At 38.1% G+C, this 16,480-nt stretch carries 15 protein-coding genes; 2 read left to right on the top strand and 13 right to left on the bottom strand.

What is annotated here, in order from left to right; translation table 11 throughout:
• Positions 1-24: 24 nt before the first annotated feature.
• Positions 25-717: a helix-turn-helix domain-containing protein gene (locus BIV20_RS01230; protein ID WP_075721509.1), complete on the bottom strand. Its 693-nt coding sequence runs from the start codon at positions 715-717 to the stop codon at positions 25-27.
• A 267-nt stretch (positions 718-984) separates the two neighbouring features.
• Positions 985-2,319, bottom strand: a complete 1,335-nt coding sequence (gene gdhA / locus BIV20_RS01225; RefSeq protein WP_075721510.1) for an NADP-specific glutamate dehydrogenase — start codon at positions 2,317-2,319, stop codon at positions 985-987.
• Between the two features lie 178 nt (positions 2,320-2,497).
• Between gdhA and thiT the strand changes: the two genes are divergently transcribed.
• On the top strand, positions 2,498-3,043 hold the full coding sequence (gene thiT, locus BIV20_RS01220; protein ID WP_075721511.1) for an energy-coupled thiamine transporter ThiT: 546 nt from the start codon (positions 2,498-2,500) through the stop codon (positions 3,041-3,043).
• 20 nt (positions 3,044-3,063) lie between these two features.
• On the opposite strand, the gene BIV20_RS01215 is transcribed toward thiT, so the two are convergent.
• The 10 genes from BIV20_RS01215 to BIV20_RS01170 all read right to left on the bottom strand — a co-directional run bounded on the left by BIV20_RS01215 (position 3,064) and on the right by BIV20_RS01170 (position 14,139).
• Positions 3,064-4,938, bottom strand: a complete 1,875-nt coding sequence (locus BIV20_RS01215; RefSeq protein WP_075721512.1) for an EAL domain-containing protein — start codon at positions 4,936-4,938, stop codon at positions 3,064-3,066.
• 391 nt (positions 4,939-5,329) lie between these two features.
• The gene (locus tag BIV20_RS01210; RefSeq protein WP_075721513.1) at positions 5,330-5,848 is read right to left on the bottom strand and encodes a hypothetical protein; all 519 of its coding nucleotides are present in this window, start codon (positions 5,846-5,848) and stop codon (positions 5,330-5,332) included.
• 12 nt (positions 5,849-5,860) lie between these two features.
• The gene (locus BIV20_RS01205) at positions 5,861-7,468 is read right to left on the bottom strand and encodes a hypothetical protein (RefSeq protein WP_075721514.1); all 1,608 of its coding nucleotides are present in this window, start codon (positions 7,466-7,468) and stop codon (positions 5,861-5,863) included.
• An 11-nt stretch (positions 7,469-7,479) separates the two neighbouring features.
• Positions 7,480-7,755 (bottom strand): hypothetical protein, encoded by a 276-nt coding sequence (locus tag BIV20_RS01200; RefSeq protein WP_075721515.1) that lies wholly within the window; start codon positions 7,753-7,755, stop codon positions 7,480-7,482.
• Between the two features lie 13 nt (positions 7,756-7,768).
• On the bottom strand, positions 7,769-8,074 hold the full coding sequence (locus BIV20_RS01195; protein WP_075721516.1) for a hypothetical protein: 306 nt from the start codon (positions 8,072-8,074) through the stop codon (positions 7,769-7,771).
• Positions 8,071-8,496 (bottom strand): hypothetical protein, encoded by a 426-nt coding sequence (locus BIV20_RS01190; RefSeq protein ID WP_075721517.1) that lies wholly within the window; start codon positions 8,494-8,496, stop codon positions 8,071-8,073. Before BIV20_RS01190 ends, BIV20_RS01195 begins: the two co-directional genes overlap by 4 nt.
• 330 nt (positions 8,497-8,826) lie before the next feature.
• Positions 8,827-9,666, bottom strand: a complete 840-nt coding sequence (locus BIV20_RS01185; RefSeq protein WP_075721518.1) for a sugar ABC transporter permease — start codon at positions 9,664-9,666, stop codon at positions 8,827-8,829.
• Positions 9,663-10,961, bottom strand: a complete 1,299-nt coding sequence (locus tag BIV20_RS01180) for a carbohydrate ABC transporter permease (protein ID WP_075721519.1) — start codon at positions 10,959-10,961, stop codon at positions 9,663-9,665. The genes BIV20_RS01185 and BIV20_RS01180 overlap by 4 nt, the downstream gene beginning before the upstream one ends.
• Positions 10,962-10,973: 12 nt before the next feature.
• On the bottom strand, positions 10,974-12,434 hold the full coding sequence (locus tag BIV20_RS01175; RefSeq protein WP_075721520.1) for a sugar ABC transporter substrate-binding protein: 1,461 nt from the start codon (positions 12,432-12,434) through the stop codon (positions 10,974-10,976).
• Between the two features lie 22 nt (positions 12,435-12,456).
• Positions 12,457-14,139, bottom strand: a complete 1,683-nt coding sequence (locus BIV20_RS01170) for a glycoside hydrolase family 13 protein (protein ID WP_075721521.1) — start codon at positions 14,137-14,139, stop codon at positions 12,457-12,459.
• A gap of 94 nt (positions 14,140-14,233) precedes the next feature.
• On the opposite strand from BIV20_RS01170, the gene BIV20_RS01165 reads away from it, so the two are divergent.
• On the top strand, positions 14,234-15,031 hold the full coding sequence (locus BIV20_RS01165; protein ID WP_075721522.1) for a LacI family DNA-binding transcriptional regulator: 798 nt from the start codon (positions 14,234-14,236) through the stop codon (positions 15,029-15,031).
• 2 nt (positions 15,032-15,033) lie between these two features.
• Here the strand turns inward: BIV20_RS01165 and BIV20_RS01160 are convergent, their stop codons facing one another.
• Positions 15,034-16,167, bottom strand: a complete 1,134-nt coding sequence (locus BIV20_RS01160) for a SusF/SusE family outer membrane protein (protein WP_075721523.1) — start codon at positions 16,165-16,167, stop codon at positions 15,034-15,036.
• Positions 16,168-16,480: the final 313 nt, after the last annotated feature.

Raw genomic sequence — 16,480 nt, 5'->3', positions numbered from 1 at the left:
CTCCTAATATTTCACAAAATTATGTCATCTATCCTCTATTGCAATATATATATCCATGTACACAATACCATTTTTTTCATATGTTTTCTCAAAACATGGTAGAATCCCTTTTTGGCCTATCCACTTCATTCCGTTTATCTCAATATAATATCCAAGTGTCTTATATGCATTGGGAATTAATACAAACGGTGCATCAAACGGCTCCTTAATGGTAATAACTGCGTATAACTGTTTTTCCTGCTCCATTACCGGTATATCTAATGGATTAATATCTTTGGGTAAAATGCAGGCTGCCTCGTACCCATGCATATGATATACATTAATTTGCTCTTGTGACAAATACGGAAAATCCCAACCGATAATTTCCGGGTTCTTTATTCCAAAAGACTCTGCCCACGCTTTCATATGGTTAATCGCATCATCCTCTGGTTCTTTACTAATTACCGCATATTTTACATATCTTAATGCCGAAACCTCTTCTACTCTAATATCGGTATAAGATTCACTATCGCAAGCCATCTCACTCAGCATTAACTCATCGAGGGAACAGGAAAACAACTTAGAGAGCGAAATTGCTTTTTCCATTTCAGGTAATGCAGCATCCAGTTCCCATTTCGATATCGTCTGCCTACTGACATCCATTTTTTCAGCTAATTCTTCTTGCGTCATCTTGTTTCTCATTTTTCGTAAAAATTGCAAATTCTGTCCGAAACTCATATCATATCATCTCCTTCCCTTATGACGAAATCATTCTATCAAATCATCTTATGTACATCTACCAATTTCAAAGTTCTTTTTTTCTTAATTATGCAACTTAAAGTTGCTAAATACATTTTTCTTATTATATATCTTTTCACTTTGCAAAAAAAGTCCCGCAAACAGATTCCCCAATCTGTCTGCGGGACTTTCTATTCCCTTTACCTATGTATTTTTAACCCTCTCCTTAACCCTTTCGGGAAAACCCACTTAACAAAAAACTATAGATTAGCAAACACCCTGAGCCATCATAGCGTTTGCAACTTTTTCAAATCCTGCGATATTAGCACCTGCTACATAATCGCCTTCTTTGCCGTAACGTTTTGCAGCATCATCCAGATTGTGGAAGATATTAACCATGATGTTCTGTAACTTGCTGTCAACTTCTTCAAATGTCCAGCTCAATCTTTCAGAGTTCTGGCTCATTTCCAGTGCAGATGTAGCAACACCGCCTGCGTTTGCAGCCTTTCCAGGAGCAAATAATACTTTATTCTGCTGTAAGTATTCGGTTGCTTCCAAAGTAGTAGGCATGTTTGCACCTTCTGCTACTGCGATACATCCGTTTGCTACTAATGCTTTAGCATCATCTAATAACAACTCGTTCTGAGTTGCACATGGAAGTGCGATATCACACTTGATTGTCCATACGCCACGTCCTTCATGGTACTCTGCGCTTGGTCTAGCTGCTGCATACTCTGTTAAACGTGCACGTTTTACTTCTTTTACTTCTTTTAATAAATCAACATCGATTCCTTCCGGATCATATACCCAACCTGTAGAATCGCTGACAGTTACAACCTTTGCACCTAACTGCTGTGCTTTCTGTGTTGCGTAGATTGCAACGTTTCCGGAACCGGATACACATACAGTCTTTCCTTTGATGTCATGTCCGTTGCACTTTAACATTTCCTGTGTTAAGTATAATAAACCGTATCCTGTTGCTTCTGTACGAGCTAAAGATCCGCCGTAGGAAAGTCCTTTTCCGGTTAACACACCTTCGTATGTACCACGGATTCTCTTGAACTGTCCGAACATGTAACCGATTTCTCTTGCTCCTGTTCCGATATCTCCTGCAGGTACGTCAGTATCAGCACCGATGTATTTGCAAAGCTCTGTCATAAAGCTCTGGCAGAATGCCATGATTTCACGGTCTGATTTTCCCTTAGGATCGAAGTCAGAACCACCTTTACCACCACCGATTGGAAGTCCGGTTAAGGAGTTCTTGAAAATCTGCTCGAAACCTAAGAATTTAATAATTCCAAGGTTTACAGAAGGATGTAATCTTAATCCTCCCTTGTATGGTCCAATGCTGTTATTGAACTGTACACGGTAACCTGTGTTTACCTGTACCTGTCCCTTATCGTCTACCCAAGGTACACGGAACTTGAACTGTCTGTCCGGCTCAGTCAGACGCTCTAACAGCGCTTCTTTACGATATACTTCTTCGTTTGCTTCAATTACTGGTCTTAAAGAATTTAAAACCTCTTTTACTGCCTGATGAAATTCAGGTTCTGCTGGGTTCTTTGCAATTACGCGCTCCAGCACTTCATCAACATAGCTCATAGTAGTTCTCCTTTATAATTAGTATATTTATCATCAACATTCTTATTTTATTATGATTTTACCTATTTTGCAATATTTTTCTTTCATTACTTTACAGTTTTATCACATAAAAGTAGTATTTATTTTATCTTTTCCTAAATTAATGCTATACTATATTGACTAAAAGGAGGTACTAAAAATGAATCATAAAAAATTTTCTGCAAAACAGCTGGTATTTTCTGCTGTCGCCCTGGCGCTTGCCACTGTCACTTCACTTATCAAACCCTTTGATTTACCTATGGGTGGTTCCGTTACCTTATTCAGTATGCTTTTTATTGTATTAATTGGATACTGGTATGGACCTTATATAGGAATTACTGCAGGTATTGCCTACGGTCTTCTCCAGTTTGTTATTGAGCCCTATTTCTACTCAATTCCGCAATTTTTTACAGATTATCCTCTGGCATTTGGAGCTCTTGGATTATCCGGTTTCTTCTCTAAGAAGAAAAACGGCCTGATAAAAGGCTACATCGCAGGAGTGCTGGGACGTTACTTTTTCGCCTTTTTATCAGGTCTTCTCTTTTTTGCTTCTTATGCAGAAGGAAGTGGTATGAGTGCACCAATCTACTCTCTGGTTTACAACGGCTCCTATCTTCTTACAGAAGCTGTTATTACCATCATTATCATTGCACTGCCACCTGTTACCAATGCACTGAGTAAAATGAAGGTTTTGGCACAGGAATAAACTATTTTTCTCGTTGACTCCTATGGCGTCAACGAGCCTGTCCCTTTAATTAAAAATTCCTGTATTGGCAATGGTTTGGAATAATAGTAGCCTTGTATGTAATCAATTCCTTCTTCATACATACTTTGCGCTTCTTCTTTTGTTTCAATACCCTCTGCCACCAACTTCAATTTCATTCCGTGTACCATATTTACCACCGCTCTAACCACATGTCTTGCCTTTTCAGATTGGAAAAATGCTTTTGACATATCATAGTCCAGTTTAACGATGGAAACAGGCATTTCCACCATATACATCAGGTTCGATTCTCCTTTTCCAAAATCATCCAACGAGAAAGAAAAACCATAATCAATCAGTTTCTTCATATTCTCCAGAAGAATCTGCCTTGCCCGAATAGATGCCGTTTCCGTAATTTCTAGATTAATCAATCCGGGATCAATCTGATATTTTTCAATAATGGAAATCAACCGCTCTGCTAAATCTACCTTTTCACACTGGACAACGGAAAGATTTACTTCGACATAATGGATTCCCTTTTTTATCATATCTGTATTTTTCAAAAAGTAGCAGACCTTTTCAAAAACCCGCTCTCCCAATTCCAATATCTGCCCGTTATCCTCCGCAACGGGAATAAATACTCCGGGAGACATCAGTTCTCCATCTCTCTTCCGAATCCTTACCAATGCCTCCGCAGATGTAACCCGCTGTTCCTCATTGGAATAAATCGGCTGTAAAAAGACCTCCACTCGGTCTTCTAAAAGTGCATCTGTAATTTCATGCTCAATCAAACTTTGTGACTGATATTTTGCAATCATTTCTTCCTGTGCAGAAATCATTCTTCCCTTTATATCCCTACACTCCGTCCGAACAAATGTCAGAAAACGAAACAATTCCTCCATGTCTGAAAACACATCTGCCTGCGGAATCAAAACAGTAAGTGCTGATTTGAAAAACACCATACTATCAGAACAACCGTTAAGAATTGCTTTCCCCACAGTTTCCAGTTTTTCTGCTTTTGTGCTGATTAAGACAAGTCCCAAATTTATATTTTTAAAAGCAAGAACATCATCATAATGCCTCGAAATCTTTAGCACCTTTCTAAACATTTCGTCTGCATCCATGCTATGTTCTTCCAAAATTTCTGCATTTTCAAATGAGATTTCCAGAACGCTGAAGCTCTTTTTTTGTTCATACAACTGCTTTAAATATTCCGTTAATGCATAAGAATTAAAGCATCCTAATCTTCTCTCAAGATTTGCTTCCGGATTTTCCATAATCACAAACAGAATCAGTACACCAATTGCACTAGCAAATCCAACCACCAAAAGTGCCTTGTTAAAAAGCTGAAAAGCAGCACTTGCCATCCAGATAATCATCCAGAGAATAATTGCAAATCTTCTCCTTGGATTTAACCGTTTTCGAAACACACAAGTCACTGTTAATGTTGCAATGATATACAATCCAACAAAGATATACACCCACCAAACAGCCACTCCATATGTATACATCTGTTCTCCTTCATTAAAAATATGAATCGGAAGCAAGTATATCATCACACTCTGCGCAAGAGCAAACAACGCCAATCGAAACATCAATTTCCTGTGCTCTTTCTCAGAAAGCAAATCGGTAACAACATATATGAGTGCAGACCATGATCCCCAGATTAGGGAAATAACATAAAGTTTGCAGACAGATTCTACCAAAATAGATGGCAGGCTTTGTCTGAAATAAATTGCCACCAGAGACCAAACATCTCCCATCAAACTTGCTGTAATAATACATAATACCGTATAAAATACTTTCTCTTTATATAAATGGAGGGTACTGTGACTTTTATAAAATAGAATCAGTAAAAATAAAATGCTTAATCCACATATTTGAAACTGTATATTCATAAGATTACCCCTACTTCTCCTTACTTAGTCAAGAAATATTATAAAACAACCAATGCTGATTTTCAAGCAAGGGCAATTTAATTATGATGCTATTTTATTCTTTGTCACTTCTTTCGAAATCTTCCCATATCCCCAATTAAATTTCCTTTCATTGTTTATCATTATAATTCTAGCATTTGGCTTTCCTGTTATACCAATAGCTACAATAAATCTGCATATAAAATCCGTAATGTACGTATACCCAACTCAGCATATTTTCGCTAGTGTCTATTAATTAACACCATGGATTCTTAATTGCTTCGCAACAGCCATGATGGTTAATTAATAGACAGACAGGAGTTGTAGGTTGTTGGGAGTCCGAAAGTATAACCATAATTAAAAAACAATATTTTTATAGTAAACATTTCGAATTATGAATTTCTAGTACTTCCTCTTGATTCAAATTTTTAAATTCTATTCCAACGAAATCATCTCCTAGAAACAATAAATTATTTAAATCATTAATCCTATATGCATTTAGCACAAGTTCTTCAATATCATCTTTCAATATCAAAATTGCATTTTCTAATTTCCAAAATTTGAATCTCCCATCTACGGTAACATTCATATTATCCTCATTGAAATCCTTATTACATATACTAATTCCCATATCCCCATTTATAATTGTGGGAATATCACTAATATTATTAATCATTTCATCTTGAGCAAAATAGCTAATATACTCTATCATTCCATCATCTGGATTAATTGCTATATCCAATGGAGGCTTGCGCTTATCCTCAAAAAATAAATGGTAATTTTGTCCTACTCTTTTATCAACAACTGATATTTCAAACAAAACAAGCCCCTCCCCCATACTTTCTATTTTTCGAACATATTTTTTGTTCTTAAATACTTTTTCAATCTTCATTTTTTCACCTTCCTAATTAATCATCCTTGCATGATATACTACACCAGTCTCAGTATTAATGCCAAGTTCCCAATTACCATATGTTCCAAAATATCTTCCAGGTGTCTCTGTGCCTATTGTTTCCATTGCCTTATTAAGTGATGCAGAATAACTTTCTAACATCGCTTGACTTCGAGTACCAATGCTCCAACTTTCTTCTCCAAATCTACTTACATACTCACCCATATGTTTAGTTGCATTTGAATTTGTCCATAATGTGTTCGTTCCTGTTTCAGGATTCACATAATTAATGTTTCCATCCAAATCAATTTTAAATGTGGCAGGTATTTCAGTAGCAGGCATATTATCAGCTGTACTCGTAATATTATCCCATACAGTACCAGCCTTACTACCACTCTTTAACGCCGCCTCTGCCACATCATCTGCGTTTTCTTCAACTGATTTAGGAAATATCCTTTGTACTGCCTCTGGTACTTTCGTCAGCACTTTTCCTATTGCCGCACTGACTGCTTCTCCTCCTATATTAAACAACAGATTTCGACCGATGTCCAGTCCAGCATTTCGAAATACATTATCCGCACTTTCTCCGTTCCAGACGTCTTTCACCATTCCCGGAACCGTAGAAATGCTTGTTTCTATTAAAGTTCCACCTATGATATTGGTAAGATGATCTTGCCCTATACGATTTAAAACCGGATATGTTGAAAGTTTTCCAGACAGATTACTAATTCTCTGGGATAATCCTGGAATGTTTCGTGCTGCTCCTGCTGCTACATTATAGGTTAATAGATTTCCTATTATATTTCCTCCTAATGTAGCAAAGGGATGCTGGGTATGGCTATTAGCAAAAACATTATCCATTGAGCATAATTCCTCAAACTCATATCCATAGATATCTGCCTGCATTCTTGACGACCAGTCAAAAAGTTCCCCACAAAATGGAACTCCTTCTACTGCACCGGCACTAATGCTTCTAATTGTATCCATCTTGGTATACAGTGCGCACATGAGTTGGTATCTATGCCATTCCTCATCTGTCCAATCGTCATTTGCCATTTCTTCTATCCAGTCATATTCACTTTCTGCAAAAAACCGCTTTTCTGCTTCCGTCCCTTCTGCAAAATATTCATCCAGCAGTTCTTGCGCTATGACCAGATCATCTTCACTCATCCTGTAATTCGGATTCAGCCATATCTCTACATTGATAAGTTGACTGTTTTCTTTGGTATTCTGGTATTCCTTCCCAATTGCCAATATCTCATTTATATATGCGGTATTGTTCATAGACAATTTTTCCGGTTTCAACATTTCCGTCACTAATTGCATTTTTTTATCATAAGCATCCAGTTGTTCATTGAGTGTTTTCAAATATCCCTCAAAAGTCTTATCTACTTCTTTTACATTCTTGATGATTTCTACCAGTTTGTTTGCTGATAAAATCTCTTTTTCTTCCAACTTTTCCTGAAAATCCCGGATTGCCTTTGCACACACCACAGATGTCACAATATCCGGTTCTTCCAAATCAACAATCTGTCCTAAGTCTTTCAAATACTTACTTGTACAATCATTAACCTCATCCCAAAGTTGGTCTATTTTTTCCTGTGAAAAGTCCCTATTCATACTCTCTCCCTTTATTGCGTAGATTCAAATGCCCGTGCCACCTCATAGTCTGCACTTTCCACTCTCTCTTCTACTCCCTTTAATGCTAACATGGTTTGATTTATTAAACCTTCTAAACTGTTACATATTGCATTGAGTTTTTCCTCTGCTGCTTGCACCTGCTCCGGGGTCTTTCCTTTTCCTACCAGTTGCAGTTCGGACTGCTCTGTTTTAAGTGCCCCCTGTAGCCCCTCCATTTTTGCCACATCCTGCTTCAGCTTATATGTGTTGATGCGTATCTCTTTCATTCCATTCTCCTGTCTAATAATATAAATAACTGTCCGCCTCATCTATGGCACTTTCATAGCCTAATGTTAATCTCTGTATCATGGCTACAATTTCTTCAATTTCTCCCTGCAACGTCAAAACTTGGATATAAAAAAATTTTAAATTTTTTGCGACGTTTCCTTCTATTACAGAATTTGTTACCACGTTCTTTAATATCTCTACATATTGTTTCAATGTTTCTTCATACTTGACCGCCCTCTGGTAAATCCTCTCCAGTTCTACATTTAATTCCTCGTCATCCACAATCAAATCATATCCTAATGTCTCACTCTTCTTCATTCTTCCTGCTCCATTTGTCTCAATTTTCTTTGTAAACGCTCTAATTCTTCTTCCTTTGCCCGTATCTCATATCTCAAATCACTCTCGCGGCATGCCAATGCTTCTCTGTTGCTTTTTAGGTTCCACTCTGTCTGGTCATACCCCTGCATTGTCCGTTGGTATTCGGAACCTTCCAAAAAACTGCTCAAATCCTCCTGGTAACCTTTTACAAAGGACATATGTGGATACTTATCTTGCATACTCCTTATTTTGTTTCTTCTTACATATAATAACTCTTCAAACTGATTCCGACTGTTTTGCACCCTTGATAGCACAATTTCGTGCAATTCTATTTTATTTCTACACGATACCGCCTCACCTTCACAGTCTGCAATTTGCTCCTTTAGGTTCCTAATTTTACTTCTCAACTGATAAATCGTCATCCCACTCCTCCTCTCGCTACTATTTATCTGTAAGTTAATATATAATTTTATATCAGAATATAACTGTCTCAAGATATTTCTATCCCTTGCAGTTTCTGATTTTCTACATTTCCATTTGTTTCTTTGAATATTTTACTGAATTAGTACTCTGGCGACTGACAGAGATAGAGTATCCCCTCATTTACTGATACTCACCCACAACTCTTTTTCATTTTAACGTTTTCCCGTACTGAAGTCAAGGAGCTTTCTATGATATAAAAAAACCCTGCCTTACTGCATTATTTTATGTTCAGTAAAGCAAGGTTTTTAGAATCTTTTTCTACATTAATATTATCCTTTCACAGCTCCGGCAGCCATTCCGTTCACCATGTTTTTCACCAGGCAGAAATACAACAATACAATAGGAACTGCAATAAAGACACTTCCTGCTGCAAATCTTGCAAATTCTGTCTCATCCAGACTCATCAGGCCTACCGCTACCGTATAGAGATTCTTTTCTTTTAATAACAGTTTTGGCAAGATAAAGTCACTCCATGGCCATGTAAAGGAAGTCAATGCTGTATATACAATAATCGGCTTTGACAACGGCAAATTGATTTTGGTAAATACTTGAAAATTCGTAGCTCCATCAATCCTTGCCGCCTCATCTACGGCTTTGGGAATCGTATCAAAAAATCCTTTCTGTGTCAGATATCCCATCGGTGCTCCAGCACTATAGATTAGAATCAATCCCCAAAGATGATTGATCAGATTAAACTGTGTCATCAGAAGATAAACTGCAATCATTCCCATAAAGGATGGAAACATGCCAAGCACCATGGTTGTTTTCATGATAGGCTTTCTTGCTCTAAACTCAAATCTTGACATGGTATAAGCTGTCAAGATAGTTAAAAATGTTCCTAAAATACAGCTTCCGGCTGCAACAAACAATGTATTGAAAAACCACTGCGGATAATTATACATTGATGTATCTGTAAATAATTTTTGAAAGCTTGCCAAGCTGTATTCCTTTGGAAAAAATCCTTCAAAGGAATAAATGGTTCCTGACTTTGAAAAGGATGCCAATATCAGCCACAGGCAAGGAAAAAAGAATATAAATGCCACTACGATTAACAGTATATAGGTAATGGTAGTGTCCACCACTTTTCCGGTACTTCTTTTTTTTCTCATTGGAAAGTATCCTCCTCTCGATAGGATGGTGATTTCACATAAACAATTAATGAAATTATGGATGTAATAATGAAAATCACTAAACTAATTGCCGCACCGATACAATAATAATTATTATCAATGGACAAGTTATACAACCAGTTAATCAACAAATCCGTGTCACTGGCAAGGAAATATCCATCCAGATACAATCCACCTCTTAAGAAGTAGAAAATTCCAAAGTTATTGAAATTTCCGGTAAACTGACCGATTAATACCGGCATAGTGGAAAACAATACAAAAGGAAGTGTCAGCTTCTGAAATTGTTTCCATTTGCTTGCTCCGTCAATTCTTGCCGCCTCATATAACGATTCATCACGATTCGACAAAATTCCTGTTGCAAGAAGCATAATGGACGGAACGCTAATCCAGCAGTTCACCAGAAGTCCGATAATTCTTGCGGACCATTTTGCATCCAAATCCAAGAAACCAATCGCTGTTCCTCCGCTTGCCGTAATCAACTGATTGATTGGACCTCCATAAGAGAACATAAACTTAAATGCAAGCAAGGTAATAAATCCCGGAATCGCATAAGCAAGCACCGGAAATGCCCGCCAGAATGCTTTTCCTTTCACACATTTTTTATCCAATAACAACGCCAATCCTAATCCTGCAAAATAGTTTAGCGTTGTAGACAATACTGCCCACAGTAAATTCCAACCCAGAATCTTGAAAAAGGTAGGAGCAAATTGTGACAATGTCAGCAGTTTTGAAAAGTTCTGAACTCCCACCCAGTCCACCAGTTCAGGGGGAACGATATCTCCGCCGTAGTTGGTAAAAGCAATTAAAATCATAAAGATGATGGGAAGTATATTAAAAATACATACCCCAACCACAGGAAGTACCAATACTGTCGCATAAAACTTTTTATCTAACAAACTGGAAAGTTCCTGCCGAAATGTTGGCAAAGGTCTTCCCTGCTGTTCAAGTTTCTGCATATGATAAGCATCTTTGACATTACAACGATATAGACACACCAAAGCAGCTATCACAATCCATGCGAAAATTCCCATCAAAAGCATGATAACAGAATTATCTCCCTGAATTCCCAGCCAGGCATCCCCCTTTTGCTCTCCTAAGGTAAAGAACCCTTTTAGGTCCTCAATTCCCCGACTGATAAAATAATATAATATACTGACTTCCGACAGCAGGAACAGCAGACCTTTTCCGATTCTGCCATAGGCAAGCTGTCCTGCTCCCATAATAATCATAGACAGCTTTGTCTTTCCGTTGCTGTTTTTTATTATTTCTTTCATTTCTTCCTCTCCTTACTTCAAGGTAAAGATTGCATCGTAAATCTGATCGTCCACAGCTTCCAATCCAGCTTTCATGGATGCCATATCCGGATACTTTTTCTCGCTCTCACTGCGGAAAGCGTCTTTTGCTAAATCAGTGAAAAAAGTCTGTGCCGGAGTCCAAATCTGTGACACTTCCTGAATCGATGGCATCAACACGATGGTTCCTTTTTCCAGATTCTGATACAGTAATTCTGATACTCCTCCTACTTCTTCTGCCGCATCTTCTCTTGCCGGTGCAACTCCAAGCATCTCACTTCGTTTTACCTGCATCTCATAGTCAGCTGCAAATTCTACAAAGGCAAGACTGGCATTTGGTGCTTTCGTATACGCACTGACCGCATAACCATTTATTCCACCCATGGTCTTAGTATCAATCAGTGTCGGATTTTCTTCTGTTAAATCACCACTTTCCGGAAGTTGTGGCAACGTAGTCATTACCAGATTTTCCTGTGCCTTTGCTTTTGCCTCTTCTGTGGTTAATCCTTCCTTTTCATATTCCATCGTCAACTCATCTAAAAATGTGGAATAAACATCCGGTGTAGAAATAGTTGCAAAGTAAGTTCCATCTGCTAATTTGCTATATGCATTGGTGGTAATCGTATCATCAATACACTCTTCATTCATGGTAGACGCAAGCTGAGATAACACCCATGCGCCCTTCTCTGCCTCTCCCTTGGAAAATCCGATATCTTCCGGATTGGTATTGTTATCTCCAAACACATATCCACCATAAGAAAACAGGAATCCACCGGAAAAATATACATCATACAGTGACTTCATATAACCATACTTAGAGGAATCTTCCCCATGTCTTGCAACAGAAAATGCATACATATCATTCCAGTTTTCAATCATATCCGGCACTTTGTTACCATCATCATCCCAAGTTGTTTCCCAATCTGCCGGCAAAAGGTCTGTACGATAATAAAGCATTGGTGCCTGTACATTTACCGGAACACCGCAGTAATATGTATTGCCGTCTACCTCTGTCTTATAGGCATCCCACGCAGTTTCAGGTATCTGTTCATAACATTCCATAGATTCTACCGGAAGAGGATAAATATGTTTTCCGTCCGCATACTGCATAATGATATCATTTGCCTGATATAATACGTCGGGTCCATAGCCATAAGGTCCGTCATTTGCAAGATCCAAATACTGATCCATATTTGCATCTACCGCAGTAATTCCCTTGTCTTTATACTCTTCATTAAAGGCATTGATAAGCTCGTCAAAGTATCCTTTGGAAATTGCCGTATCATTTTCCAACACTCTTATGGTTACATTCTCCTCCAACTCCCCGGTAAACACACTGTTTGCTGACTGTCCGGTATTTGCCGTGTCCTTTTTTTCACCGGAATCACCTCCGCAACCTGTCAGTACGGAGATTCCCATAATGACTGCCATAAACAACGCACTCTTTCTTTTCATCTTTACACCAATCCTTTCCCTCTCAAGCCTCTGTTATGGTTATTAAAAACCTATTATCTTCACAAAGTACCGTTTCCTCCGGTTGCTTTGGAATTTTCTTTTCTTCCTCTGTCATGTTAATTCTTAAAATAATTTTGCTGTTCTCCCACATGCGTTCTACATGAAGCATTTCCTGCTCTTCCTCAATTTTGATTTCGCCATACTGAACTGCCGGCTGTTTTCGAATGCGGATTAATTCCTTTACTTTCTCTAGGAAATCCATATCCCAGGAATTAGTATCCCATGGGAATCCTCGTCTGGAATCCGGATCATAGCCACCCTCCATGCAGAGTTCTGTTCCATAGTAAAGACATGGCGCTCCTTCAAACACCATTTCCAATGCAATGGCTGCCAGCATCTTGTCTTTATCTTTGTTTACTTCCGTAAAAAAACGATGGGTATCGTGAGAATCCAGTAGATTCAACATCATACGGTTTACCTGCTCTGTATTTCGCATCAGATTTGAATTTAACTTATCTGCCATATCCTTTGCAGAAAATACTCCTTTTGCAAAATAATCCAGACATGCTTTGGTAAATGCATAATTCATAATACTGTCGTACTGGTCGCCCATAAGATAAGCATAGGCATCATGCCAATTTTCCCCGATAATGACACTGTCCGGTTTTTCTTTTTTTACTGCCTTACGGAATCTTCTCCAGAAATCATGAGAAACCTCATCTGATACATCCAAACGCCATCCATCAATATCAACTTCCCGAATCCAGTATATTGCAATCTCCAAAAGGAAATCCTGTACTTCTTCATTTGCTGTATTCAACTTCGGCATATAGTTACATGCTGCAAAGCACTCATAATTCATTTTTTCCGGTTCCGGGAAATCTCCGTCAATGATAAACCAATCATAAAATCTGGATTCTCTTCCCTTTTCCAACACATCCTGAAACTGCTGCATTTCCATACTGCAATGGTTGAATACCGCATCCAGTACTACGCGAATTCCATTTTCATGTGCCAGTTTTACCAGCTGTCTTAATTCTTCCTTTGTTCCAAACTGTGGGTCCACCGTAAAATAATCAATGATATCGTATTTGTGGTTGGAAATGGAACGAAATACCGGTGTCAGATACAAAGCATTGATTCCAAGCTCCTTCAAATAGTCCATTTTTTCGATGATTCCTGCCAAATCTCCTCCGGCAAAACTCTTAGGGGTTGGCTTTTCATCCCACTTCATGTTGATATAGCTGGTGTCCTTTTTTTCATTTCCCTGACGGAAACGTTCTACGAATATCTGATAGAACACAGCACTTCTCATCCAGTCTACTGTGTCCATGACATCGTTTTTATTAATATAGGGCATTTGGAAGAAATTGTAAAACCCTTCTTCAAATTTATACTCTTTTGTGACGCCATCCTCACTGAAGTACCATGTATTTCCATCCTCTTCTATTTGAAAAATGTAGGCAAATCTTACATCTTCAAGCCTCATTTTGATTTCGTAATAATTATAAAGTCTATCACTGTATTTAATTTCCATCGGCAATTTTTTCCGACAGAAGGTAAAATCATATTTCTGCGCATATACCAGAAAAACCTTTGCTTTTTCATCTTCTCGCGCCATCCGAAGTCGAAGCACTAACTCCTTTTCTCCGGTTGCAAAACAATAACGGGAATCCGGGATATGCAACATTGCACATTCATTCATGTCTTTTTTCCTTTCCTGTACTTTCTAGTTGACAAATTTTCCAAAATTCTATATAACAAAATTACTAACTCAGGAGCAAAAGGAGCGTATTGAAATGAAAAATAACATCACTATCAAAGACGTAGCCAGAGAAGCGGGGGTTTCTGTTGCCACTGTTTCCTATGTCATCAACGAAAGAAATGACAAACGAATTAGCGACAAAACCCGCAAAAAAGTACTACAGGTTATCAACCTGTTAGGCTACACCCCAAACCAATCTGCGAAAGCTCTTGCCACCAGCAGAAGTGGTATGGTTGCGCTTTATGTAACTCCTGATTTTTCAACCTTGAAAAATGCAGAACAACTGCATTTTATCAATTTTTTATCCTCTTTTCTTCATGAAAAGAACTATGACTTAATTTATTTAAGTGACACCTACACGGAAAAATTCGACCATGCAGATGCGATTCTGTGTTATGATGTTTCTTTAGAATACTTCCGCCAAATTGGTGACAATAACTTTGCTCCCCTGATTGCTCTGGACTGTATGATCAATGACCCGTTGTTTTTCCAGGTTAATTCGGATTATGAAAAAATGGCTCAACAGGCTCGTGCATATTTTCATTCAGAGGATTACGCTCTTTTACTGTTAGAAACACCTAATCTGGAACGGAAGGAATATCTGAAACCTCTTTTTCAAAACATCGTTTATATAAAGGATTTTGCAGATATTTCCGCTCTTCCAAATCAGAACTTTCTGGTGGTAGAACAGACCCTGTATGATTGTTTCAAAGACCATACGAAGGTCTGCTATCTTCCAACGCTTACCACCGAGAAAGCTGAGGTTCTATTTTCCTGTATGGAAAATGCCATCAAACGTATTCCTATTGAGGAACACAATGTTCTGGTATAGTCTTACTGACAATTTACAGTCAATACCTTTGTAGATGCATCATAAGTAAATGTATATGTTCCTGCCTGACCTGCTACCAGATTAGCACTATCTGTACCAGTTACAAAGGACTGACTTTCCAAATCATCTACTGCAATGTTGCTATAACGAATATATTCTGTTCCTACTCCACTGGTCTCTCCAACAGTTACCATGGAAGTGAACATGAATTCATCCCCTTCTTCTAAGTCTACGGTCAGTGTATAGATTCCATTTTCCTCTGTAAACTTTGTTTCGTCGGTATAAACATCTTCCCATCCGGTAATCTTAGCGCCCTTGATATAATAATCGGTCTTTGTGTCTCCGTTGTCAGCTGTACTTTCACCATTATAAGTCCATGTAATCACATCATAAGCGTTAATGTTAAATGCCTCTTTATTTTCTTCTGTATAACTGGAATTATCAGTTTCATAGGTATCTTCACCCGGATATGTAGTCAGGGTAAAGGTATAATTTCCTGCTACCGCACATTTGATATTGGAACGCTTGGTACTTACATCGCCTAATCCACCGGAATTCGCAAAATATTCTTTTCCATCCTTAGAAATACTCTCTAAATAGCCATATCCTCTCTGGTTGTGCCAACTGGAATTGGTCGCAAACTGGAATTCATCACCTTCATTCAAATCTAACGTAATGGTATAAACATTTGCCTCGTCATTGTCTTCCTTGGTCATCTTCTGAGCATCACCGAATACTTTTCCCCAGTTAGATTCCATCAATACCGGACTTGTTCCACTTCCTACCACAGAATATTCTCTGGTGTCTTCCACATAAGTCACAAATCCACCAAATACTTGTGTATCCTCTGTAATTGGTGTAGAAAAGTCAAATCGATGTGACATCTGAGGTGTTGCAAACCATCCCACAAATCCTTCCTTTTCCGGTACATACTCTTCTGCACATTCTCCGCTCTTTACTTCCAGGGTCTTTAACTCTGTTTTTCCGTCAGAATCATAAAACGTTACCTTACAGGTATCTTCCTTTCCCTCTTCCTGCGTGTTGCTTCCTGTGTTTGTTTCATTGTTACCACATCCCACAGTCCCTATGGAAAGTACCAATGCTGCTAAAACAATCATTAAACTTTTTCTTTTCATCCTTCTCCTCTACCTTTCTTTTTCATTTTGACTGTTTTCTAATTCTTCTAGTTAATCGGTTAAGCATCATGGTAAATTTTAAGCAAACTGCACAATTCGCAAGTTTGCTTAACCGTTTAACTTATTATAAATGTACCACCGCTACAGCAATATGTCAAGAGGATTTTGGGTGATTTTTTTCAGATTGCTTATCTCTGTTTAGATAGGTTTCCTGTACTGCTCTTTCTACTTTAATTGTGAATCATAACGAATTGTTTTTCGATAGCGCAGAAATACTCTGCTCTAATAGACATTTATTTTCTCTTTCTCATTT

Source organism: Roseburia sp. 499 (genome assembly GCF_001940225.2).
GTDB lineage: Bacteria > Bacillota > Clostridia > Lachnospirales > Lachnospiraceae > Petralouisia.
The sequence above is the reverse complement of the archived record's forward strand: the minus strand, read 5'-3'. Positions and strand labels throughout refer to the sequence as shown.